We start from the raw sequence: 20237 nt of genomic DNA on the forward strand, positions 1-20237 counted from the left end.
GCTCCCACAGGGAATATCCCGGGCCGGAAAGCAGAAGGCCCCGCAGTGCGGGGCCTTCCCTTGAGGATGCGCTGGCGACTCAGGCCTCGACGTCTTCCTTGTACGCATCCACCGGAATGCAGGCGCACATGACGTTCTTGTCGCCGTAGACGTTGTCCACGCGGGCGACCGGCGGCCAGTACTTCTGCAGCTTCAGCGTGGCCAGCGGGAACGCGGCCAGTTCGCGCGGGTAGGCGTGGGTCCACTCGCTGGCCATCACCATCGTGGCGGTGTGCGGGGCGTTCTTCAGCGGGTTGTCCTCGCGGTCCAGGCGGTCGTCCTCGACCGCGCGGATTTCCTCGCGGATCTCGATCATCGCGTCGATGAAGCGGTCCAGCTCGTGCTGCGATTCGCTCTCGGTCGGCTCGACCATCAACGTGCCTGCCACCGGGAAGCTCAGGGTGGGCGCGTGGAAGCCGAAGTCGATCAGGCGCTTGGCCACGTCCTCGGCGCTGATGCCGGTGCGGTCCTTGATCGGGCGCAGGTCGAGGATGCACTCGTGCGCGACCAGGCCGTTGCGGCCGGTGTAGAGCGTCTCGTAGTGCGCTTCCAGCCGCTTGGCGATGTAGTTGGCGTTGAGCAGCGCCACCTGCGTGGCCTTGCGCAGGCCGGCCGCACCCATCAGCGTGATGTACATCCAGCTGATCGGCAGGATGCTGGCGCTGCCGAAACTGGCCGCGCTGACCATGCCGACATCGCCTTCACCGCCCAGCTTCTTCGGCAGGTACGGCGCCAGGTGCGCCTTCACCGCGCACGGGCCCACGCCGGGGCCGCCGCCGCCATGCGGAATGCAGAACGTCTTGTGCAGGTTGAGGTGCGACACGTCCGAGCCCCACTTGCCGGGCTTGGCCACGCCGACCAGTGCGTTCATGTTGGCGCCGTCGGTGTACACCTGGCCACCATGCTGGTGGACGATGTCGCAGATGGCGACCACGTCTTCCTCGAACACGCCGTGCGTGGACGGGTAGGTGATCATGATCGCGGCCAGGCGCTCGCTGTACTTCTCGGCGGCGCGGCGGATGTCCTCGACGTCGACGTTGCCGTTGGCATCGCACTTGGTGACCACCACGGTCATGCCGCACATCTGCGCGCTGGCCGGATTGGTGCCGTGCGCGGACTCGGGGATCAGGCAGATGTCGCGGTGCGCTTCACCACGCGCGCGGTGGTAGGCGCGGATCGCCAGCAAGCCGGCGTATTCGCCCTGTGCGCCCGAGTTCGGCTGCAGGCTGACGGCGTCGTAGCCGGTGCATTCGACCAGCATGGCTTCCAGCTCGTCGATCAGCTGCGTGTAGCCGGCGGCCTGTTCGGCCGGCGCCAGCGGATGGATATTGCCGAATTCCGGCCACGTCACCGGGATCATCTCCGCGGTGGCGTTGAGCTTCATGGTGCAGCTGCCCAGCGGGATCATGGTGCGGTCCAGCGCCAGGTCCTTGTCCGACAGCGCACGCATGTAGCGCAGCAGTTCGTGCTCGCTGTGGTGCGTGTTGAACACCGGGTGGGTCAGGAAGTCGCTGGTGCGGCGCAGGGCGGCCGGGATCAGCGACGGCGCGCTGGCGTCCAGCGCATCGACCGACGGCAGCGAGGCGCCTTCGCCGGCGAACACGCCCCACAGTGCATCGATGTCGGCGCGGGTGGTGGTTTCGTCCAGCGAGATGCACAGCGAACCGTTGCCGCGCATGCGCAGATTCAGGCGGGCCGCCTTGGCCCGCGCCAGGATGGCGTCGCGTGCGTCGCCCGGTTCGATGCACAGCGTGTCGAAGGCGCTGGCGTGCACGGCCGGGTAGCCGAGCGTGCGCAGGCCCTCGGCGAGGATGGCGGTGAGGCGGGCGACGCGGCCGGCGATGCGCGCCAGGCCCTCCGGGCCGTGGTAGACCGCGTACATGCTGGCCATCACCGCCAGCAGCACCTGCGCGGTGCAGATGTTGGACGTGGCCTTCTCGCGGCGGATGTGCTGCTCGCGGGTCTGCAGCGTCAGTCGGTAGGCGGGCTTGCCTTCGGCATCGACCGACACGCCGATCAGGCGGCCGGGCATGCTGCGCTTGTAGGCGTCGCGGCAGGCCATGAAGGCCGCGTGCGGGCCGCCGAAACCGAACGGCACGCCGAAGCGCTGCGAGTTGCCGATGACGATGTCGGCGCCCATCTCGCCCGGCGGCTTCAGCAGCGTCAGCGCCAGCAGGTCGGTGGCGACGACAAACAGCGCGTTGTTCGCATGGATGGTGTCGGCGTCCTTCGACCATTCCTCGACCCAGCCGCTGGAAGCGGGGTACTGCACCAGCACGCCGAAGTAGTCGCCGGCGGCGAGCTTCTCGTGGAAGGCGTCGGTGGAACGCACCACGTCGACGGTGATGCCCAGCGGCTCGGCGCGGGTCGCGAGCACTTCCAGCGTCTGCGGATGGGTGTCGCCGGCGACCAGGAAGGTGTTCGACTTCGACTTGGCCGAGCGCTTGGCCAGCGTCATCGCCTCGGCCGCGGCGGTGGCTTCGTCCAGCAGCGAGGCGCTGGCGATCTCCATGCCGGTCAGGTCGGTGACCATGGTCTGGAAGTTGATCAGCGCTTCCATGCGGCCCTGCGAGATCTCCGCCTGGTACGGCGTGTAGGCGGTGTACCAGGCCGGGTTCTCGAGGATGTTGCGCAGGATGACCTTCGGCGTGTGGGTGCCGTAGTAGCCCTGGCCGATGAAGCTGCGGAAGACCTGGTTGCGGTCGGCGACGGCGCGGATCTTCGCCAGCGCTTCTTCCTCCTTGATCGGGGCGGGCAGGGCCAGCGGCTGCGCGGACTTGATGCTGGCCGGCACGATGGCGTCGGTCATCGCCTCCAGCGAGTCATGGCCGACCACGCGCAGCATGTGCGCGATCTCGGCGTCGTTGGGGCCGATGTGGCGTTCGAGGAACGCGCCGTGGTGCTCAAGCTCGCGCAGGGAGGGGGTGTTCGACATGGGAGGCATCCGGAAGGGCAATAGGGCCAGCGTGCGGAAGCCGCACGTGGGGTGCCCCTCTGTCCTTTTGCCTGAGAGTTTGGAAGCGCGCCGACGAGGAGGTCGCGTGCTTCGTGCCCCTTCGGCGCCGGCGCTGCCGCAAGGGCGGCCGGTCTCTCCAGAGTGTCGTTGCAGTGGTGGTATCGGGCCTGAGCGATTACGGGCGTTTGCGCCTTCGGCAGCACGTCGCGGACGACGGGCTTCTCCCACCGGGTCTTGCCGCCCGATTATAGCGCGGCGCGGCGGGCCGCTGGCGGTTTCGGCGTACCATGTGCAGCCCTGCGCCGCCTGTTCATGCATGCCGGCCGCGCCCGCCTGGAGTTTTCCCCCGCAATGACGGCTCCCCGCGCCATTTCCAACCGCCGCCTGGCCCTCCTGCTGGGTGGGCTGGCGATGTTCGGTCCGTTCTCCATCGACACGATCTTCCCGGCGTTCCCCGCCATGGGCGCGCACCTGGGTGCGGACAAGGTGGCCATGCAGCAGACGATCAGCGTGTACCTGCTGACGTACGCGCTGATGAGCCTGGTGCACGGGCCGCTGTCGGACACGTTCGGCCGCAAGCGGGTGATCCTGGGGGGGCTGATCGTGTTCCTGCTGGCGTCGGTGGGCTGTGCGCTGTCCACCGACATGGCCACGTTGCTGTTCTTCCGCGCCGTGCAGGGCCTGTCGGCGGGCGTGGGCTTCATCGTCGGGCGCGCGGTGATCCGCGACGCCCGCCACGGCGACGATGCACAGCGTCTGATGAGCCAGGTCTCCATGATCTTCGGCATCGCGCCGGCCATCGCACCGATCGTGGGCGGCTGGATCCTGGGCTGGAGTGCGTGGCCGATGATCTTCTGGTTCCTCGCTGCCTTCTCGCTGCTGTTGCTGGTGGCGGTGGTGGGCTGGCTGCCGGAAACGCATCCGCCGGAAGCGCGCCTGAAAGTCTCGCCCCGCCGCCTGCTGCGCGACTACGTGGGCATCGTGCGCAACCGGCGCTTCGTGCGGCTGGCGCTGGCCGGTTCGCTGAGTTTCGGTGGCCTGTTCCTGTACATCGCCTCTGCGCCGGCGTTCGTGATGGATCTGCTGCATCTGAACGAGCAGCAGTTCGCGTGGCTGTTCCTGCCGACCATCGGCGGCATGGTGCTGGGCGCGTTCCTGTCCGGGCGCGCGGCGGGACGTGTCGAAGGCGCGCGGCTGGTGAAGATCGGCTATGCGTGCATGGCGATGGCGATGGTCGCGAACGTGGCCTACAACGCGTGGGCGGGCGAAGACATCCGCGTGCCCTGGGCGGTGCTGCCCATGATGCTGGCGGCGCTGGGCGTGGCGCTGGTGTTCCCTATCCTGACGCTGGCCATCCTGGACATGTATCCGCGCCAGCGTGGCGCCGCGTCGTCGCTGCAGGCCTTCAGCAACCTGGTGATCAACGCGATCATCGCCGGCCTGCTTTCGCCGCTGCTGAGCCAGCATGGTCTCCATCTGGCGCTGGGCATGGCCGGCTTCGTCCTGGCAGGCTGGCTGATGTGGCAATGGGAGGCGAACGCCAGCCGGCGCCTGCCTGGCTGCCCGCGCGAGCCCGCCGCGCTCGAACCCACCGATCAACTCTGACTTCCTGCGAGACCGTCCATGTCCATCCAGTCCAAGGCGCGCCGCGAGGCGAAGAAGCGCAAGGCGACCAAGGCACACAACCAGGCGCGGGCGAACGCGCCCGCCATCGAGCCGCATGCCGAGTTGCGCAATCCCGAAGGCGAACTGCTCGCCGGCGTGGTGCGCCAGGCCGGCGTCTGGGTGCTGGGCATGGACGGCCGCATCGCGGGCACCTCCGACAGCGCCGCCGAAGTGCTGGCGATGATCAAGCAGGCGGCGGTGCTGCATGAAGCACAGGGCAATGCGGTACGACTGGTGTATTCCGACGAACTGCGCGACACCGCCGTGATCGAAGCCGCCACGCAGGGGCTGACGCTGGAACAGTTCGAAGCGCAGCTCGCCGAGCAGATGAAGGCGGGCAAGCCGGATCCGGCGCCGGACGTGAACTGAGGCGCGCCGTCTCCCTGTAGGAGCGACGTCAGTCGCGACCGCGGACCGGGACTGGCCATCGACGCATCACGAGACGGCCGTCGTTCCGCTGCCGCGCTCTGTGCTCATCCTGGTTGCACTCGATTCCTCCAGTGTGCAGTCGCGACTGACGCGCTCCTACCGCGCCGCATACCGTCGGCGCAGCCACGCCACCAGGCCCGCCATTGCGCCCGCCGGCACCCAGATCCAGCGCAGTTCCGATGCCAGTACCTCCGCACCACGCGCGCTGAAGAAACGATTCACGAATGGCGACACTTCGATCACCCGCCAGGGCGCGAAGTGGCGTGCGTCGGACCACGGCCAGAACAGCGCGACGCCCAGGCCGCCATCGGTCAGCATGTCCAGCAGCGGGTGCGATGCCACGGACAGCGCAATGAACAGGAATGCGGTGACGGCGCGCACTTTGAACCATCGCGCGAAGCCCGCCGTGAGCGTGCCGCAGAAAACGGCGAATGCAAGCGAGTGGCTTGCGCCCCGATGGCCGAAATCATGCGCGTACTCGATCCCCAGCTTGAACATCGCCACGTCGGCATCCGGCAGCATCGCGGCCACCATGCCGGCAATGACCAGTTTCGGAGGAAGACGTGTCCGCCCCAAGGCAACGCCAGCGGCCAGGGGAATCAGGGCGTGGGTGAAGATGGTCGGCATGGCGGTGGATGCTCTTCGGTCGGTTCGCATCCAGCCTGCGCGCGCGATGTGTGCTGGCGATGAAGCCTGTGAGGGTCCGCAAAGCAAGAGGCCGGCATGCGCTGGCCTCTTCGTCACCTGCTCGCCGCGATCAGCGCTCGCGCAGCGAGTGTCGCGTGGGGGTTGTCACGCGGGGACGTTCGATGGCGGGCCGCGCTGTCGGCCTTGTCATGGTTTCCGTTGGAGTGATGGTGCGTGAGCCCTGGCCCTGCGCGACGGCACTGGCGGAACGTACCAGCGGCTGCGAGCTGTTCTCGCGCACCGGCTCCGAGGCTATCCATTGTTTGATGTGCGGAAAGACCAGATCGAGCCGCGAGTAGTGGTCGCGGTTGAGGGCATTTCCGGTGGAACCGGTGTTGGAACACAGGGCATCGCCACCCAGCAGGCCACCCCGCAGGCGCAGGCTGTTGTCGCGGTAGCGCGTGAACAGGCCCGAGCCGCTGCTGCCGCCTTCCGTGGTGCCTTCGAGCCAGGCCACGGTATAGAGTTCGGCGTAGGCATCGGTGACATGCTGGCCCCGGGATACTTTCTTGGCGTCGCCCTGGGGATGATGGATGGCGATGACGTCCGCGCTGGTGGCCAGGGTGCTGGCATCCCAACCTGCGAACGTGGCATTGGCGGGAGCAGGATTCTTCAGGCGCAGCAACAGCGCATCCAGGTCTTCGTTCGCATACAGCAGGTCCGCGCCGCCAACGACCGGGTTGCGCCTCGCGCCATCCGCGCCGCCACAGGTGGAGTTCTCGTACGCCCAATAGGTGTTGAGCGTGTTGGCTACCGACTGGCTGGAAATGCAATGTGCCGCGGTATAGAAGTAGGGCACCTGCGTCGAGGGGACGGTGTCGTTGAGCAGTGTGCCGGTGCAGACATAGCCATTGCCGTCGCTCTCGACGAAGGTCATGTGGGCCACGGCGTTCTTCGCCTGCACGAAGGCAGGGCCGTACTCGGCAACCTTGCAGACCACGTCGATGTTGCAGCTTCCAGCGTCGCCCAGCGATTTGAGCAGCTTGAAATCGTTGCGGCTGTTGGTCAGCAAGTGCGACAGCTTCGGTGCCTGCGGGCGTGCCTGCAATGCCTTGACGTGTGCGGGACGATAGATCTCGATGATCTGGGTGGCGCCGTCGGTGCCGGGTGTCCAGTAGATGCCTTGCGCATCCACCAGTCGCTGGGCCTCGGATGCGTCCACCGTCGCAACCGCTTGTGAAGGCGCGTCGGAGCCGCCGAAGCGCAGTTCGACATGCGGATGCAGTCCCTGCAGTTGCAGTCCCACGCGCAGGCCGAGGGCATCCGGCGAAGTGACCTGCATGCGTGCGACCGCGCCGCCGGTCTTCAGGGGAATCCAGCGCAGCACTGGCGTCGTGCGGTCGACGCCTTCACCCGCCAGCCCTCGGCCCACGCCTATCTGGGTGGCCTTGATGCGCTGGACCGTGTTGTTACGTTGCACGTCGAGCAACCGGCTGATGGGTAGTTCCCGGTAGCGCAGCGGAGTGACGCTGCGTGACGGGAAGGCGGCGAGCTTCCATTGCGATGGCGCCAACGTTGGCGTGCGGCTGGTTTCGCTGCCAACCTGCGCACTGGTCTGTGCGATGGCGCAGTGAGGCGAGGCCAGCAAGACAAGCAGCAGGGTCGACAGGGGGTAGCGCGCTTTCATCAATGACATCCTTGTGGCCGTGTGTTCTGAATAAAAAGACGGGCCGTCACCGGCCCGTCCCGTTGCCGGAGCTTACGACTTCGCGGGTGCCACAGGCGTCGGTGTCGCTGCCGCCGCAGGTACCTGCCAGCCGCAGGTCTGCCCTTCGTTCTGCTGCTTCAGCCAATCCTGCAGCGGGGCGAAGTATTCCAGCACCGCGCCGGCGTCCATCTTCTCGCCGCCGGTGAGTTCCTTCAGCGTGGACTGCCACGGCTGGCTCGCGCCCTTTTCCAGCATCGCCCAGAACTTCTGGCCCGCCGCCTTGTTGCCGTAGAAGCTGCAGTTGTACAGCGGGCCCTTGTAGCCGGCCGCATCGCACAGGCCCTTGTAGAACTGGAACTGCAGCACGTGCGAGAGGAAGTAGCGCGTGTACGGCGTGTTGCCCGGCACGTGGTACTTCGCGCCCGGGTCGAAGAAGTCCTCGCCGCGCGCGGTGGCCGGTGCCACGCCCTGGTACTTGGCCTTCAGTTCCCACCAGGCCTTGTTGTAGTCGGCCGGCTTGATGCTGCCGTCGAACACGCCCCAGCGCCAACGGTCGATCATCAGGCCGAATGGCATGAACGACACCTTCGCCAGCGCCATGCGCATCTGTGCATTGATCAGCGCCTCGTTGCTCTGCTGCGGTGCGTCGACCATGCCGATCGACTTCAGGTAGTCCGGCGTCATCGCCAGCACCATGGTGTCGCCGATCGCTTCGTGGAAACCATCGTGCGCGCCGGTCTGGAACAGCGGCGGCAGCTTGTTGTAGGCCAGATAGTAATAGACGTGGCCCAGCTCATGGTAGATGGTGGTGAAGTCTTCCTCGTTCGGCTTGATGCACATCTTGGTGCGCACGTCGCCGGCCATGTTCATGTCCCACGCGCTGGCGTGGCAGACCACGTCGCGGTCCATCGGCTTGATGAACTGCGTCTTGGTCCAGTAGCTCTCCGGCAGCTTGGGCATGCCGAGGCTGGTGTAGAACTCCTGCGCGCGCTCGGTCATCTGCTTGGCGACCTGCAGCTGCGCCTCGCGCTCGGCCTGGAACAGCTTGTCGGTGCCCGGGCCGGGGCCAGCCTTGCCGAGCGCGGCCTGGTAGTCGGCCTGGTACTGCTTCTCCAGTGCGCCGGTGATGTCCAGGCTGCCGGCGCCCTTGTACGGTTCCAGCACGTCCCACAGGTTGCCCCAGTCCTGCTGCCACATGTTGCCCATCAGGTGCGCCGGCAACAGGCCGTTGACCTGGCCCTTCTCCACGCCATACGTGGCCTGCAGTTTGGTGCGGGTGTAGCAGTGCAGCTGTTCGTACAGCGGTTTGACCTGGCCCCAGAGGCGGTCGGTTTCGGCGGCGATCTCGGCGGGCGTCATGTCGTAGCCGCTGCGCCACATCTCGCCGGCGTCGGCGAAGCCCATTTCCTTCGAGCCTTCGTTCACCAGCTCGACGAAGCGCGTGTAATCGGTGCGCATCGGCTGTGCGATGGTGTGCCAGCCCTGCCACGCATCCAACTGGGCGTCATAGTCGCGGCTGCTGCGCAGCACATCCTCGAGTTCGCCCAGCTGGCGGCACTTCTTGTCGTCGCCTTCGCCGGTGCAATAGGTGCCCGCACCGTAGGTGCCTTCCATCTTGGTGGCGATCTGGGTCAGCTCGGCCAGCTTGGCCGGATCCTTCGGCGCCGGCATCGCGGTGGCCAGCTTCAGCAGCTGGATGGCGCGCGCGGTCTCGGGCGACATCTTCTGGCCTTCGAACTTCTTCGCCTGCTCGATCCAGCTGTTGAGCTGGGTCAGGTAGCGCTCGTTGCCTTTCGCGGCCAGCAGCTGGCTGTCGTCGTTGATGTAGGTGCTGGACAGCCACTGCGCAGCGGTCAGTTCCGGGTACATCTTCTTGAGTTCGTCGTTGACCCGCGCGATGAACTGGTCGGCGGTCTCGCCTTTCGGCGCGGCAGGCGTGGCCGTTTCGGTGGCAGGCTCATCCTTCTTGCAGGCAGCGAGCGTGGCGATGCTCGCGCCGACGGCGAGGGCGAGCAGGAGGTGGCGATGCTTCACGGGACGTCCTTCAGGGTGCGCGGGCGCAGGAACCGGAAGGGTAGTGAGAGCGGGGGAGGGGGTGCAAGTGCGGCGCGCATTTCCCCCGTAGGAGCGCCCTTGGGCGCGATGCTCTTTCTACAGATCCATCAACAAGCCAGGAGCATCGCGCCCAAGGGCGCTCCTACAGGGGAGCGGCTTCAGCGATGCGGCAATCCGTGATCTTTCAGGAACGCGCGGGCATCCTCGGCATCCTGCTCGAACCACGCCTGCGTCGATCCGAGCCTGTAGGTGTAGCCCCAGGCATCCATGTCGGCCATCAGGCGCGCGCGACCCACGCCCGGCAGCGCGTCGGCCAGAATGATCTGCAGGCAGCAGGTGGCGTCTTCCTCGATCACCGAGTCGGTGGCATCGGTATGCACCAGCGCCCGCCGCTCGGGCGGAAGCACGATCAGGTGGCAGGCCTCGTGCAGCATCGAATGCACGGGCGTATCGCCGCGCGCATAGACGTTGTGGGCGATGACGCCGGCTTCGGGCTCGCCCCAGAAGCTGCCGGGGATCGGCGCATCGTCATCCACGCGGTGCAGCTGTAGTCCGTAGGAGGACAGCAGTGTATCGGCGGCGTCGAACGGCAGGTCGCGTACCCGCAGCACGTCAACGGTTTCGATGGCGACGGGAGCGGGGGCAGGCGTCATGGACGGGTAGAGCGGAGCTTGCTCCGCTGCATTCTGGAAACAACCGGATGTCGTTCGAGCGGAGCGAGCTCCGCTCTACCATGTAGGCTGCGTCAGGGATTGCCTTCCGGCAGCGCGACCGAGATGTCCAGCACGTCATGGTCGCCGTCCTTGATCAGGTCGACCTTGACCGCATCGACGTCGACGTTGACGTACTTCTTGATGACTTCCAGCAGCTCGCGGCGCAGCAGCGGCAGGTAGTCGGGAGCGCCACGCGAACTGCGCTCCTGCGCAATGATGATCTGCAGGCGGTTCTTCGCGGTCTCGGCGGTGTTCTTCTTCGCCTTGAGGAAATCGAACAGGCCCATGTTCAACCTCCGAACAACTTGGTGAAGAAACCCTTCTTTTCAAGGGAGATGAAGCGCATCGGGCGGTCCTCGCCAAGCAGGCGGCCCACGGTGTCGTCGTAGGCCTGGCCGGCCGGCGACTCCAGGTCGAGGATGACCGGCTCGCCCTTGTTGGAGGCATTCAGGACATCGCCGGATTCGGGGATCACGCCCAGGGTCTTCAGCCCCAGCACGTCTTCCACGTCCTTGATGCTGAGCATCTCGCCGCCTTCCACGCGCGCCGGGTTGTAGCGCGTCAGCAGCAGGTTGGCCTTCAGCGTCTCGCCGTTCTCGGCCTTGCGGGTCTTGGAATCCAGCAGGCCGAGGATGCGGTCGGAGTCGCGCACGGAGGACACTTCCGGGTTGACCACCACGATGGCCTGGTCGGCGAAGTACATCGCCAGGAACGCGCCCTTCTCGATGCCGGCCGGCGAGTCGCACACGACGTAGTCGAAACCGTCGTCGGACAGGTCCTTCAGCACCTTCTCCACGCCTTCCTTGGTCAGCGCGTCCTTGTCGCGGGTCTGCGAGGCGGCCAGCACGTACAGCGTATCGAAGCGCTTGTCCTTGATCAGGGCCTGCTTCAGGGTGGCTTCGCCCTGGGTGACGTTGACGAAGTCGTACACGACGCGGCGTTCGCAGCCCATGATGAGGTCGAGGTTGCGCAGGCCGACGTCGAAGTCGATGACCGCGACCTTCTTGCCGCGACGGGCGAGGCCGCATGCGATGCTGGCGCTGGTGGTGGTCTTGCCCACGCCGCCCTTGCCGGACGTGACTACGATGATTTCAGCCAACGGTGTTCTCCTTGGTCGTTCTTCTATTCGGGGTAATGGCGCGCATCATTCCTGCGCGACGATCTTGAGTTGGTCCTGGTCCAGCCAGATCTGCACGGCCTTGCCGCGCAGTTCCTTGGGTACTTCCTCCATCACCTTGTAGTGACCGGCGACGGCGACCAGCTCGGCATGGAACTCGCGGCAGAAAATGCGCGCATCGGCATTGCCGCGTGCGCCGGCGAGGGCGCGGCCGCGGAGCGCGCCGTAGATGTGGATGGAGCCGTCGGAGATGACTTCCGCGCCGGCGCCCACGGTGCTGAGCACGGTCAGGTCGCGGTTCTCGGCATACAGCTGCTGACCGGAGCGTACGGGGGTCTTCTGGACCAGGCCGGGTTTGGTGTCCGCGGCTTTCGCCGTGGGTGCCGGGGCCGTCTTGGCGGGGGCGGGCTCTGGTTGGGCCCGCGCGGGTGCGGGTGCGGCCTGCGCCACCGGCTCGTACTGGGCGCGGAACTTGGCCAGCAGGGGCAGGCCGAGCTGTTCGGAGAGGGTTTCGGTTTCACGCGTGCCATAGGCCAGCGCCACCGGCAGGACGCCGGCACCACGCAGGCCGTCGATCAATGCACGTGCGGTTGCTTCGTCCGGCAGCCGGGTCAGGCCACCGAAGTCGACGATCACGGCCGCACGGCCGAACAGCTTGGGCGCGCGCTCCACGCGCTCGCGCATCTCGCGGATCAACTGGTCGACATCGAGGGTGCGGATGCGGAGGTTGGCGATGCCGACCTGGCCGATCTTCAGTTCGCCGGCCTGTTCGTAGTCCATGGAGGCTCGCGTCACGCTCATGTACCCGTCGGCCGTTGCGCGCTGGCGTCGGCCAGCAGGCGGGTGCGGGCCCACGGGACATCGGGAAGGGCGTCGCCGTACGTGTCGCGCACCCACGGGTAGCTGCAGAGCTCCTTCATCAGCATGCTGGCGCGGACTTCCGCCTCGGCCATCACGTTCTGGCCCACTTCGCGGAAACCGAAGCTGCCGTGGAAGAGCAGGGCCGGATCGGCGCCGTGGTCGAGGAAGACTTCGCAGGCCAGTTGCGGATAGCGCAGCTCGGCGAAGCTCTGCACGTCGGCGTAAAACGCGCGGCCCACGCCGCCGCCGCGGCGGCGGCTGGCCACCACGATGCGGTCGATGTAGAAGAATTGCGGATAGCGCTCGCGGAACCAGGCGAAATTGCTGCTGTCGTGCCCGGCATCCGAGCCGAAGCCGACCAGGAAACCGGCGAGGTTGCCGTCGCGTTCTGCGACGCGGAAGTACTCGGCCTGTTCGTAGAAGCGGCGGACCTTGGCCGAATCCAGCGGCAGGATCGCCAGTCCGGCATTGTTGTTGAGGGCTAGGACGGAATCCAGCTCGTGCTCGCGCACGTCGCGGATGACAATCGACATTACCTGACTCCGAACGGGTCTTGCAGGGTGGCGCACGGCCAAGCGGGGATTATCGCATGGTGCCGCAGCGACGGGCGAGGCGGCGGGTGAGCGGGGGATGAACCCGGCCTTCCCCCGTTCCAACGCGGGCATGACTTTAGTTGGGACATGGCCGCGCACGATTCCGCCTAAGATGCCCGGATGTTGGGACGACTCAGCCATACCCGCCTGCTGCGCGCCGCCGGGCTCTACACGTGGGCCCTGGTGGGGATCCCCATCATCCTGAATGTGTGGGTGCTGCCGCCGTCCAGTGGAACGGACGAGCAGGGCGTGAACCTGCCGCTGACCGCATTGTGTTACTTCACGTTTGGCGTCGTGTACTGGCTGGCGACGCGCGCGCTGGATGGCCGCCGGGATGGCGTGCCGGTGGCATGGAACGTGCCGTTGGCCATGGTGCTGACGGCAACCGCGATCGGGGTGGGGTTCTACACCCAGACCGGGCTGGGCGCCGTGCTGCTGCTGATCATGGCCGGCGTACTGCCCTGGCTGCTGGAACTGCGCTTCGCGGTGGCCTGGCTGCTGGCCGCGCACGTCCTGCTGGTGCCGTCGTTCATGGCGCGCGACGATTTCAATTTCTGGGAGGCCCTGTTCCAGTCGATGTTCTATGTGGGGTTTTCGGCCTTCGTGCTGATCACCACCTACGTGGCGCGCCAGCAGGCCCAGGCGCGCGAAGAGCAGCGCCGGCTCAATGCGGAGCTGCGTGCCACCCGCGTGTTGCTGGCCGAAAGCGCCCGCGTGAACGAGCGCACGCGGATTTCCCGCGAACTGCATGACCTGCTCGGGCACCACCTGACCGCGCTGAGCCTGAATCTGGAGGTGGCCGGCCACATGACCGAGGGGCGCGCGCAGGAACATGTGCGCCAGGCGCACACGCTGGCACGCCTGCTGTTGACGGACGTGCGCGAGGCGGTCAGCCAGCTTCGCGACAGCGGCGCCATCGACCTGGGGGCGGCGCTGGTCCCGCTGGCCGAAAAGGTCCCTTCACTGGCCATCCATATGGACATCGAGGAGCCCCTGACCCTCGAAGATCCGCACCGGGCCCATGTGTTGCTGCGGTGCACCCAGGAGATCATCACCAATGCCGTGCGCCACGCCGACGCCCGCAACCTGTGGCTGCATTGTCGGCGCGATGGGGCCAGGATACTGATCGACGCCCGCGATGACGGTGCCGGCAGTGGGCAGGTGGTCGCCGGCAACGGTCTGACCGGCATGCGCGAGCGCCTTTCCCAGTACGGTGGCGACCTGCGCATCGAGACACAGCCCGGGCGCGGCTTCTGCCTGCACATCGCGTTGCCCGTCAACGAGGCCATTCCCGGCCTCGCACCGCGTTCCCTTCCCCAACCCGAACCCACACCCGAGCTCAGCTCCGGAGGAACCCCGTGATCCGTGTCTGTCTGGTCGACGACCAAACCCTGGTGCGCCAGGGCATCCGTTCCCTGCTGGCGCTGGACGACGGCATCGAGGTGGTGGCCGAGGCCGCGGACGGCAAACAGGCCGTCGACCTGGTGCCCCAGGTCAACCCCGACGTGGTGCTGATGGACATGCGCATGCCGGTGATGTCGGGTCTGGAGGCGCTGCAGGCACTGGCCAGGACGGGCCAGCTTCCTCCCACCATCATCCTGACCACGTTCGACGACGACCAGCTCGTCCTTGCCGGGCTGAAGGCGGGCGCGAAGGGCTACCTGCTGAAGGACGTGTCGTTGGAGCAACTGGTCGGCGCCATCCGCACCGTGGCCGGCGGTGGCTCGCTGGTGCAGCCGGCCGTCACCCAGCGCCTGCTGTCCGGCCTGGAGCACATGCGCAACGAATTCGTCAGCCTGGACCGCCCGGACCCGTTGACGGACCGCGAGACCGAGATCCTGCGGCTGATGGCCAGCGGCTTCTCCAACAAGGAGATCGCCAACTCGCTGGGCGTGGCCGAGGGGACCATCAAGAACCACGTCTCCAACATCCTCTCCAAGCTGGGCGTGCGCGACCGCACGCGGGCGGTGCTCAAGGCGTTCGAACTGCAGTTGGTCTGAGGCCGCCGGCAGGGTCCATTGCTGCAGCGCACAGGTGCGCCGCGGCCGCCGACGACCTCTTTCCATACGCCCCGGAATAGGGCGGCCAACCGGTGTCAGGTGGGCTGCCCGAAGGCTGCCAACCCTGCTAGGATGCGCGTTGCATTTTTTTCACGGCCGAGGCACCGGCCCCCGGAGACTCCTGAATGACCCGTTTGATCGAGTTCGTGATTGCGTTGGCGCTGGTTCTGGCGCTGTTTCTGGTGATCGGCCTGGTCCTGCCGTCCTCGCGCGAGTTGCAGGAAAGCGTCGAGACCAACCGTCGCATGACCATCGTGTTCGACACGCTGAACAACGTGCGTCGACTGAAGGACTGGAACCCGCTGATCCCGAGCGCGGCCAACGAACTGAGCTACTCGGGCGGGGAAGACAACGCCGGCGTCGGCGCGAAGGTGGACTTCAACTCCGCCAATGCGGGCTGGGGCCAGGGCAGCTGGGAGATCGTCGAGAGCGAGCGTCCGGCACCGAGCGGTGGCACCGGCAAGATCGTGTACGCGATCACCGACAAGCGCATGGGCAGCGACAAGCGCAGCGTCTTCACGCTGGAGCCGAGCGGCAAGAACAACCGCAACGTGAAGATCACCCAGAGTTACGAGGTGAAGTACGGCTTCAACCTGATCGGCCGCTACGCCGGCATGTACGTGAGCCGCCATGTCGGCGACGCCGTCAAGGCCGGCCTGTCGAAGCTGACCAACATGCTGGCCACCGTGCCGAATTTCGATTACCGCACCGAAGGCAGCCCGCTGGTCGACCTGAAGGTCGTCGAGGTGCCGGCCGAAGACCTGCTGGTCGTCAACGCCGGCAACATCGACCGCACCAACGACGCCATCAAGGCGTCGATCAAGCAGAACCAGGAGTGGATCAAGCGCGTGATGGAGGCCAACGGCCTGGTCGCCGCCGGTCCGCTGCGCATCATCACCACCGACTTCGGCACCGAGAAGTACGCGTTCGACGTGGCGCAGCCGGTCCGCAAGGGCAGCGCGGCGCCGAAGACCGAGGCCGCCGCCGAAGGTGACGCAGCGCCTGTCGATGCGCCTGCGCCGGTCGCTTCCGCGGGCGAGTTGAAGGTCACCATCCCCTCGGGCGCTCCGGTCGAATACGTCCGTACCGAAGCCCGCAAGTCGGCGTTCGCCAGCTACACCGGCTACATGGCCGAGCTCGACAACCAGCGCAATGCGCTGCGCGCCTGGGCCGTCACCGCCGGCCACGAAGTGGTCGATCGTCCGTACGAGTCCTGGAAGTCGGGGGTCGATGGCTCCTTCGAGGCGGGCGGCAAGTTCGACATCTACTGGGCGGTCAAGCAGTAACACTGCCCGGACCATCGTCCGCAATGACGAGTGCCACGCCAACGCGCCGCTTCATGCGGCGCGTTGCGTTTGTGGGAGCGCGGATCCCCGCGCTTCTTTCCGCCCCTGGCAGGATGCCGGCCCTTCCACGAGGTCTCCAGCACCCATGAACTACGACCGTCGCCAGCGCAAGCCTTCTTTCCTCGCGTTTTCCGGGGCCGTGTTCGCCGCTGCGGCTGTCGGCCTGTCGGCGTACGCCTCGCACGGCGTGGGTACCGGACTCGCGCAGTCGCACCTGCAGACTGCCGCGTTGTTCGCCTTCGGGCATGGGCTCGCTCTGGCGGCGCTGGCGCCCGGCACCACGCGGCGCATGGGCAAAGTGGCGTTGTGCCTGCTGCTGCTGGGCACGCTGCTCTTTTCGGGCAGCCTGGTGGCGAGCGTGTTGGGCGGTCTCGGCACCCGGCTCGCCCCGGCGGGCGGCATCACCTTGATGCTGGGCTGGTTGCTGTGGGCATTGGACGCGGTCCGGCGCTGACCCCATGCCCCGTCACGCGCGCGGCTTCGATACGGAACATGCCTGGGATCACCTGAGCAGGCGTGACCGCAGGCTGGGTGCATGGATGAAGCGGATCGGCTACATCGAACCACAGCCCACATGGAAGAAGACCTTCGATCCGGTCGATGCGCTGGCCAGGGCGATCCTCTATCAGCAGCTCAGTGGCAAGGCCGCTGCCACCATCGTGGGACGCGTGGAGGCCGCCATCGGCAGCAGCCGCCTGCACTTCGATACGTTGGGCCGCATCGACGACATCGCGCTGAGGGCCTGCGGCGTTTCCGGCAACAAGACGCTGGCATTGCGCGACCTCGCGGCGCGTGAGCAGCGGGGCGAAATCCCCACGTTGCGGCAGATGTCCACGATGCATGAGGACGACATCGTCGCCGCGCTGGTGCCGATCCGTGGCATTGGCCGCTGGACGGTGGAGATGATGTTGATGTTCCGTTTGGGGCGACCGGACGTATTGCCCATCGACGACCTTGGCGTACGCAAGGGCGCGCAGTTCGTCGACAAGCTCGACGCCATGCCGACGCCGAAGGAGTTGGCGGCGCGCGGCGAGAAATGGGGTCCCTACCGGACCTACGCAGCGCAGTACCTGTGGCGGATCGCGGACTTCGGTGTCGAGGCGAAGGTGCCGACGAAGCGTTCGCAGGACTGAGTCAGGCTGTTACCGCCCTGCGCCGGGCGTGCGCATCCTGTTGCATCCGCCAGAGGCGACCGACGATATACAGCAGCACCAGGCTGAGCACGATGTTGCCCGCATCGCTGGCGATCATCGCGACGTTGCTGTCGATCTCGTCCCGCGCGTCCTTGATGGTCAGGCTGGTCTGCATGGCAGCCCACGACAGTACGCCCGTTGCCAGCCACAATATCCACCACAGCGGGAGTGTCGGGTGGCTGCGTGCGTTCGCCACATCGTGCGGAGATGCGCTGGCCTTCCAGGTCTCGCGCATCGCCACGAACGGCATCCACAAGTTGGCGAACGGAATGAAGTACCAGAGCACTGCCCAGCGGGGCGTCACGGTCAGCTGACGTGCGCCGGCCAGGCTGTGCGCGTTCCAGGACATGCGGTAGAGCCACATGCCGATGACGATGTAACTGGCCAGCATGACCAGCATCTGCAAAAGGCCGGTGCCGATCATCGCAGCCAGCAGTGGCAACGGCGTGTCGTCGTATTCGCGCGTGCCCGCGACGACTTCATCCAGCACCACGTTCTGCAGGAGATAGACGATGATCGCGGCCACCGAGATCGCAGTGCCTGCGAGCAGCAGGGCCATGGCCATGCGCGTAAGCAGGGTGGCATCGCGGAAGGGACGCCCGCGCGCGACGTCGGGGACCTCGGTGAGTTCCGCGGCAGGAGGTTGGTACGGCTGGTCCATCGTGCTGTTCCCTGGTGGTTCCCGCGACGTCACGCGAGGCCGTGGCGCCAGTGCCACGGCTCGTAGACGATGCCATGAGGGTTGTGGCGCGGGTAGCTCATGGTGAAGCCGAAGTCGCCGGCGTGGTGGGTGAGCCATGCGAACGCCGATGTGCGCTCGAATGATTCCTCGGCCGGTGGTTCGCCTGGCGTGCCGATGTCGAGCGCATTGCCGCCATGGTGTTCGCTGTAGCCGGGCGCGGCGTTGACGGTCAGGATCTGCTCCACGGTCAGCCCGCGCGCCAGCTTCCGTTCGAAGATGCCGAGTTGGTAGTCGTGGCTGCGATAACCGGAGATCGCATCCAGCGATATGTCCTCGCGTGCGGCCGCCGCCTGCATTGCGCGCCAGGCTCGTGCTGCAACGGCGGTCAGCCACAGCGGCCGGCGGTAGCGGTCGAACCCGGCGAAAGCGAGGGCAGCGGGTTCCGCAACCAGAGGCAATCCCGTTCGTTCGCCGTAAGCCTCATCCAGTCCCAGTGCGTGGAGACGATCCTGCAGGGCATGCAGTGGCAACGAATCCGGCGCGCCCGCATCAGGACCGCGCGTGCCAGCTTCAAGCCTGTCCAGCGCATCCCATGCGTCATCCAGCCCCGGTTCCCGACGAAGGCATGGCACGAGCGGTTGCAACGCGCGATGGGAGATCGCGGCCAGGTAGCGGCCGTCGTGCTTGCGGCGCAATACGGTATGCGCGGTCGCGACAGCACGCGCGTCCGCGTTGCTGCGCACGCGCAGCAGGTCGGCAGGCCATAGTTCGATCTGCGCGGTGTTGAGCAGGATCGATTTCAGCGGTCGGGAGGGCAGGCGGTGCATGCCCGCAGCTTAGCGGCGCGGCGTGGGTGCCGCCAGTTCGCGCAGGCGTGCCAGCACCTCCGCGGGGCGGGTCGGGCTGAGCATCAGGAGGCTGCCATCACGCTGCGGCAACAGCAGGACCCGGGTCCGGTCGGTGATCAGGCAGAAGGATCTGGTGAGGTTGCGCAAGCGGAAATGTCCCGCCTTGAAGCCGGGCAGGCTGAAGCCATTCGTCTTGAGCATTGGAGCCAGGTCGGTGTGTTCTTCCAAACTAAGTACGCGCGCCTTGTCGAGGTCGAAGGCTTCCACGGCGAGCCTCCTGGTATAGAACGTCGCCAGCACCTGCAACTCGCGGTTGTCCAGCACGATCCGGCGGCGCCGCAGGGCGAACGTCAGTACCAGGCCGACGGCCAGCACGAACGGCACCGCCAGCCACGCAACCAAGGGCGGCGGGGTGCGTGATTCCATCGTCATCGCCACGATCACCGCGCCGACGGCGGCAAGCACCGGCAGCCACAGCCACCAGGCGACGTGGGACGGCAGCGGGGCGACATCGAATTCCTGCTTCTGGTGCATGGCGTTCCTAGTGCGCGTCGGTGAAGGGAGTACAGGTGTGGAGGCTGTCGATGGCAGCCAGCAGCCGCAGGGCTTCTTCGTCCAGTCGCTGCTGCTGGACCTGACGTGGCACGCGCGCGATACCATCCCCGGGCTGGAATCCATAGTCGCCGAACTGCGAATGGTTGCCGCCCGCGATTTCAATCCAGCGTGTATCGGGCGGCAGCAGATGCCGGTTGCGTGCGACGCGCGCGGGCGTGGCTAGGCCATCGCGACCGCCCACGAGCTTGGTGACCGGCAGCTGCAATGCAGACAGGTCCACATCGCGAGGATGCGAAGTGGCCACGAGCAGCAGCGCCGTGCTGCGTTCCGGATGTGCGAGGACATGGCGCGACGCCACTTCGCCTCCTCGCGAATGCCCGCCGATGATCCAGCAGCGTACCGCGGGCATGGCCGCCATGGCGGCGCGGCCCCGCTCCAGGACGGGCGACCCTTCCGCGCCCCCCAGTGCGCCGCGGCGCGGCAATTCGATGACGGCGGCGGGATAGCCGGCTTCGGCGGCATTCCGGGCCAGTCGGGCGTAGGCGCGAGGGTCGACCAGTGCGCCGGAGAAGAACAGCAGTCCCGTCGCATGCATGGATGTGGCGCGTGGCCTGAACTCCCAACGGCCATCGCCGTGCACTACGGCAACACGATCGTCGGTCAGTGAGGCGCGGCGGCCGTCCGCATTCGCACGGTACGCCAGCAGGCACCAGACGGTGAACACGACAGTGGCTGCCAGGCCCAGCGCGACCCAGATGCGCTTGATCCGTCGAACCAGCCCGGCCACGGC

The 20237-nt window shown here is 66.8% G+C and carries 20 protein-coding genes and 1 riboswitch; of the genes, 7 read left to right on the forward strand and 13 right to left on the reverse strand.

Annotation, left to right across the window (positions count from 1 at the left end):
* Nucleotides 1–79: 79 nt before the first annotated feature.
* Nucleotides 80–2983, reverse strand: a complete 2904-nt coding sequence (gcvP, locus tag OY559_RS05985; protein WP_277729148.1) for an aminomethyl-transferring glycine dehydrogenase — start codon at nt 2981–2983, stop codon at nt 80–82.
* A 40-nt stretch (nt 2984–3023) separates the two neighbouring features.
* A riboswitch (glycine riboswitch) is annotated at nt 3024–3145 on the reverse strand.
* A gap of 201 nt (nt 3146–3346) precedes the next feature.
* Between gcvP and OY559_RS05990 the strand changes: the two genes are divergently transcribed.
* Both OY559_RS05990 and OY559_RS05995 read left to right on the forward strand, forming a co-directional pair.
* Nucleotides 3347–4600 (forward strand): multidrug effflux MFS transporter, encoded by a 1254-nt coding sequence (locus OY559_RS05990; protein WP_277729149.1) that lies wholly within the window; start codon nt 3347–3349, stop codon nt 4598–4600.
* An 18-nt stretch (nt 4601–4618) separates the two neighbouring features.
* Nucleotides 4619–5029 carry a hypothetical protein gene (locus OY559_RS05995; protein WP_277729150.1) on the forward strand — a complete coding sequence of 137 codons (411 nt, stop codon included), beginning with the start codon at nt 4619–4621 and terminating at the stop codon, nt 5027–5029.
* 156 nt (nt 5030–5185) lie between these two features.
* Here the strand turns inward: OY559_RS05995 and OY559_RS06000 are convergent, their stop codons facing one another.
* The 8 genes from OY559_RS06000 to OY559_RS06035 form a co-directional block, all read right to left on the reverse strand.
* On the reverse strand, nt 5186–5716 hold the full coding sequence (locus OY559_RS06000) for a metal-dependent hydrolase (protein WP_277729151.1): 531 nt from the start codon (nt 5714–5716) through the stop codon (nt 5186–5188).
* Between the two features lie 130 nt (nt 5717–5846).
* Nucleotides 5847–7403 (reverse strand): trypsin-like serine peptidase, encoded by a 1557-nt coding sequence (locus OY559_RS06005; RefSeq protein WP_277729152.1) that lies wholly within the window; start codon nt 7401–7403, stop codon nt 5847–5849.
* A 72-nt stretch (nt 7404–7475) separates the two neighbouring features.
* Complete coding sequence (locus OY559_RS06010; RefSeq protein ID WP_277729153.1) at nt 7476–9458, reverse strand: M2 family metallopeptidase; 1983 nt, start codon at nt 9456–9458, stop codon at nt 7476–7478.
* 179 nt (nt 9459–9637) lie between these two features.
* On the reverse strand, nt 9638–10132 hold the full coding sequence (locus tag OY559_RS06015) for a hypothetical protein (RefSeq protein ID WP_277729154.1): 495 nt from the start codon (nt 10130–10132) through the stop codon (nt 9638–9640).
* Between the two features lie 92 nt (nt 10133–10224).
* The gene (minE, locus tag OY559_RS06020) at nt 10225–10479 is read right to left on the reverse strand and encodes a cell division topological specificity factor MinE (RefSeq protein ID WP_277729155.1); all 255 of its coding nucleotides are present in this window, start codon (nt 10477–10479) and stop codon (nt 10225–10227) included.
* A 2-nt stretch (nt 10480–10481) separates the two neighbouring features.
* Entirely contained in the window at nt 10482–11291 is an 810-nt protein-coding gene (gene minD, locus OY559_RS06025; protein ID WP_277729156.1) for a septum site-determining protein MinD, read from the reverse strand.
* Nucleotides 11292–11336: 45 nt separating this feature from the next.
* A complete protein-coding gene (minC, locus tag OY559_RS06030) occupies nt 11337–12110 on the reverse strand; it encodes a septum site-determining protein MinC (protein ID WP_277729157.1) in 774 nt (257 codons plus the stop codon).
* Entirely contained in the window at nt 12107–12703 is a 597-nt protein-coding gene (locus OY559_RS06035; RefSeq protein ID WP_277729158.1) for a GNAT family N-acetyltransferase, read from the reverse strand. The genes minC and OY559_RS06035 overlap by 4 nt, the downstream gene beginning before the upstream one ends.
* 180 nt (nt 12704–12883) lie before the next feature.
* Between OY559_RS06035 and OY559_RS06040 the strand changes: the two genes are divergently transcribed.
* From OY559_RS06040 to OY559_RS06060, 5 genes are all read left to right on the forward strand, one after another.
* Nucleotides 12884–14125: a sensor histidine kinase gene (locus OY559_RS06040; RefSeq protein ID WP_277729159.1), complete on the forward strand. Its 1242-nt coding sequence runs from the start codon at nt 12884–12886 to the stop codon at nt 14123–14125.
* Nucleotides 14122–14763 (forward strand): response regulator, encoded by a 642-nt coding sequence (locus tag OY559_RS06045; RefSeq protein ID WP_142123895.1) that lies wholly within the window; start codon nt 14122–14124, stop codon nt 14761–14763. The genes OY559_RS06040 and OY559_RS06045 overlap by 4 nt, the downstream gene beginning before the upstream one ends.
* 185 nt (nt 14764–14948) lie before the next feature.
* Nucleotides 14949–16109, forward strand: coding sequence for a polyketide cyclase (locus tag OY559_RS06050; RefSeq protein WP_277729160.1), 1161 nt, complete (start codon nt 14949–14951; stop codon nt 16107–16109).
* Between the two features lie 145 nt (nt 16110–16254).
* Entirely contained in the window at nt 16255–16623 is a 369-nt protein-coding gene (locus OY559_RS06055) for a DUF423 domain-containing protein (RefSeq protein ID WP_277729161.1), read from the forward strand.
* A 4-nt stretch (nt 16624–16627) separates the two neighbouring features.
* Entirely contained in the window at nt 16628–17302 is a 675-nt protein-coding gene (locus OY559_RS06060) for a DNA-3-methyladenine glycosylase family protein (protein WP_277729162.1), read from the forward strand.
* Nucleotide 17303: 1 nt separating this feature from the next.
* On the opposite strand, the gene OY559_RS06065 is transcribed toward OY559_RS06060, so the two are convergent.
* Genes OY559_RS06065 through OY559_RS06080 form a run of 4 tightly spaced genes read right to left on the reverse strand, consistent with a single transcriptional unit; the run spans nt 17304 to nt 20234 of the window.
* Nucleotides 17304–18023, reverse strand: a complete 720-nt coding sequence (locus tag OY559_RS06065) for a DUF4328 domain-containing protein (protein ID WP_277729163.1) — start codon at nt 18021–18023, stop codon at nt 17304–17306.
* 29 nt (nt 18024–18052) lie between these two features.
* Nucleotides 18053–18871 (reverse strand): M15 family metallopeptidase, encoded by an 819-nt coding sequence (locus OY559_RS06070; protein WP_277729164.1) that lies wholly within the window; start codon nt 18869–18871, stop codon nt 18053–18055.
* Between the two features lie 9 nt (nt 18872–18880).
* Nucleotides 18881–19426 carry a PH domain-containing protein gene (locus OY559_RS06075; protein WP_277729165.1) on the reverse strand — a complete coding sequence of 182 codons (546 nt, stop codon included), beginning with the start codon at nt 19424–19426 and terminating at the stop codon, nt 18881–18883.
* Nucleotides 19427–19433: 7 nt separating this feature from the next.
* Nucleotides 19434–20234 (reverse strand): alpha/beta hydrolase, encoded by an 801-nt coding sequence (locus OY559_RS06080; RefSeq protein WP_277729166.1) that lies wholly within the window; start codon nt 20232–20234, stop codon nt 19434–19436.
* Nucleotides 20235–20237 lie beyond the last annotated feature (3 nt).

The sequence above is a fragment of the Pseudoxanthomonas sp. SE1 genome, from assembly GCF_029542205.1.
GTDB lineage: Bacteria > Pseudomonadota > Gammaproteobacteria > Xanthomonadales > Xanthomonadaceae > Pseudoxanthomonas_A.

Excerpts from the sequence above, each read along its gene's own strand:
- gcvP (WP_277729148.1), bottom strand. The coding sequence starts at position 2,983 with ATGCCTCCCATGTCGAACACCCCCTCCCTGCGCGAGCTTGAGCACCAC.
- OY559_RS05990 (WP_277729149.1), top strand. The coding sequence starts at position 3,347 with ATGACGGCTCCCCGCGCCATTTCCAACCGCCGCCTGGCCCTCCTGCTG.
- OY559_RS05995 (WP_277729150.1), top strand. The coding sequence starts at position 4,619 with ATGTCCATCCAGTCCAAGGCGCGCCGCGAGGCGAAGAAGCGCAAGGCG.
- OY559_RS06000 (WP_277729151.1), bottom strand. The coding sequence starts at position 5,716 with ATGCCGACCATCTTCACCCACGCCCTGATTCCCCTGGCCGCTGGCGTT.
- OY559_RS06005 (WP_277729152.1), bottom strand. The coding sequence starts at position 7,403 with ATGAAAGCGCGCTACCCCCTGTCGACCCTGCTGCTTGTCTTGCTGGCC.
- OY559_RS06015 (WP_277729154.1), bottom strand. The coding sequence starts at position 10,132 with ATGACGCCTGCCCCCGCTCCCGTCGCCATCGAAACCGTTGACGTGCTG.
- minE (WP_277729155.1), bottom strand. The coding sequence starts at position 10,479 with ATGGGCCTGTTCGATTTCCTCAAGGCGAAGAAGAACACCGCCGAGACC.
- minC (WP_277729157.1), bottom strand. The coding sequence starts at position 12,110 with ATGAGCGTGACGCGAGCCTCCATGGACTACGAACAGGCCGGCGAACTG.
- OY559_RS06035 (WP_277729158.1), bottom strand. The coding sequence starts at position 12,703 with ATGTCGATTGTCATCCGCGACGTGCGCGAGCACGAGCTGGATTCCGTC.
- OY559_RS06040 (WP_277729159.1), top strand. The coding sequence starts at position 12,884 with ATGTTGGGACGACTCAGCCATACCCGCCTGCTGCGCGCCGCCGGGCTC.
- OY559_RS06050 (WP_277729160.1), top strand. The coding sequence starts at position 14,949 with ATGACCCGTTTGATCGAGTTCGTGATTGCGTTGGCGCTGGTTCTGGCG.
- OY559_RS06055 (WP_277729161.1), top strand. The coding sequence starts at position 16,255 with ATGAACTACGACCGTCGCCAGCGCAAGCCTTCTTTCCTCGCGTTTTCC.
- OY559_RS06060 (WP_277729162.1), top strand. The coding sequence starts at position 16,628 with ATGCCCCGTCACGCGCGCGGCTTCGATACGGAACATGCCTGGGATCAC.
- OY559_RS06065 (WP_277729163.1), bottom strand. The coding sequence starts at position 18,023 with ATGGACCAGCCGTACCAACCTCCTGCCGCGGAACTCACCGAGGTCCCC.
- OY559_RS06070 (WP_277729164.1), bottom strand. The coding sequence starts at position 18,871 with ATGCACCGCCTGCCCTCCCGACCGCTGAAATCGATCCTGCTCAACACC.
- OY559_RS06075 (WP_277729165.1), bottom strand. The coding sequence starts at position 19,426 with ATGCACCAGAAGCAGGAATTCGATGTCGCCCCGCTGCCGTCCCACGTC.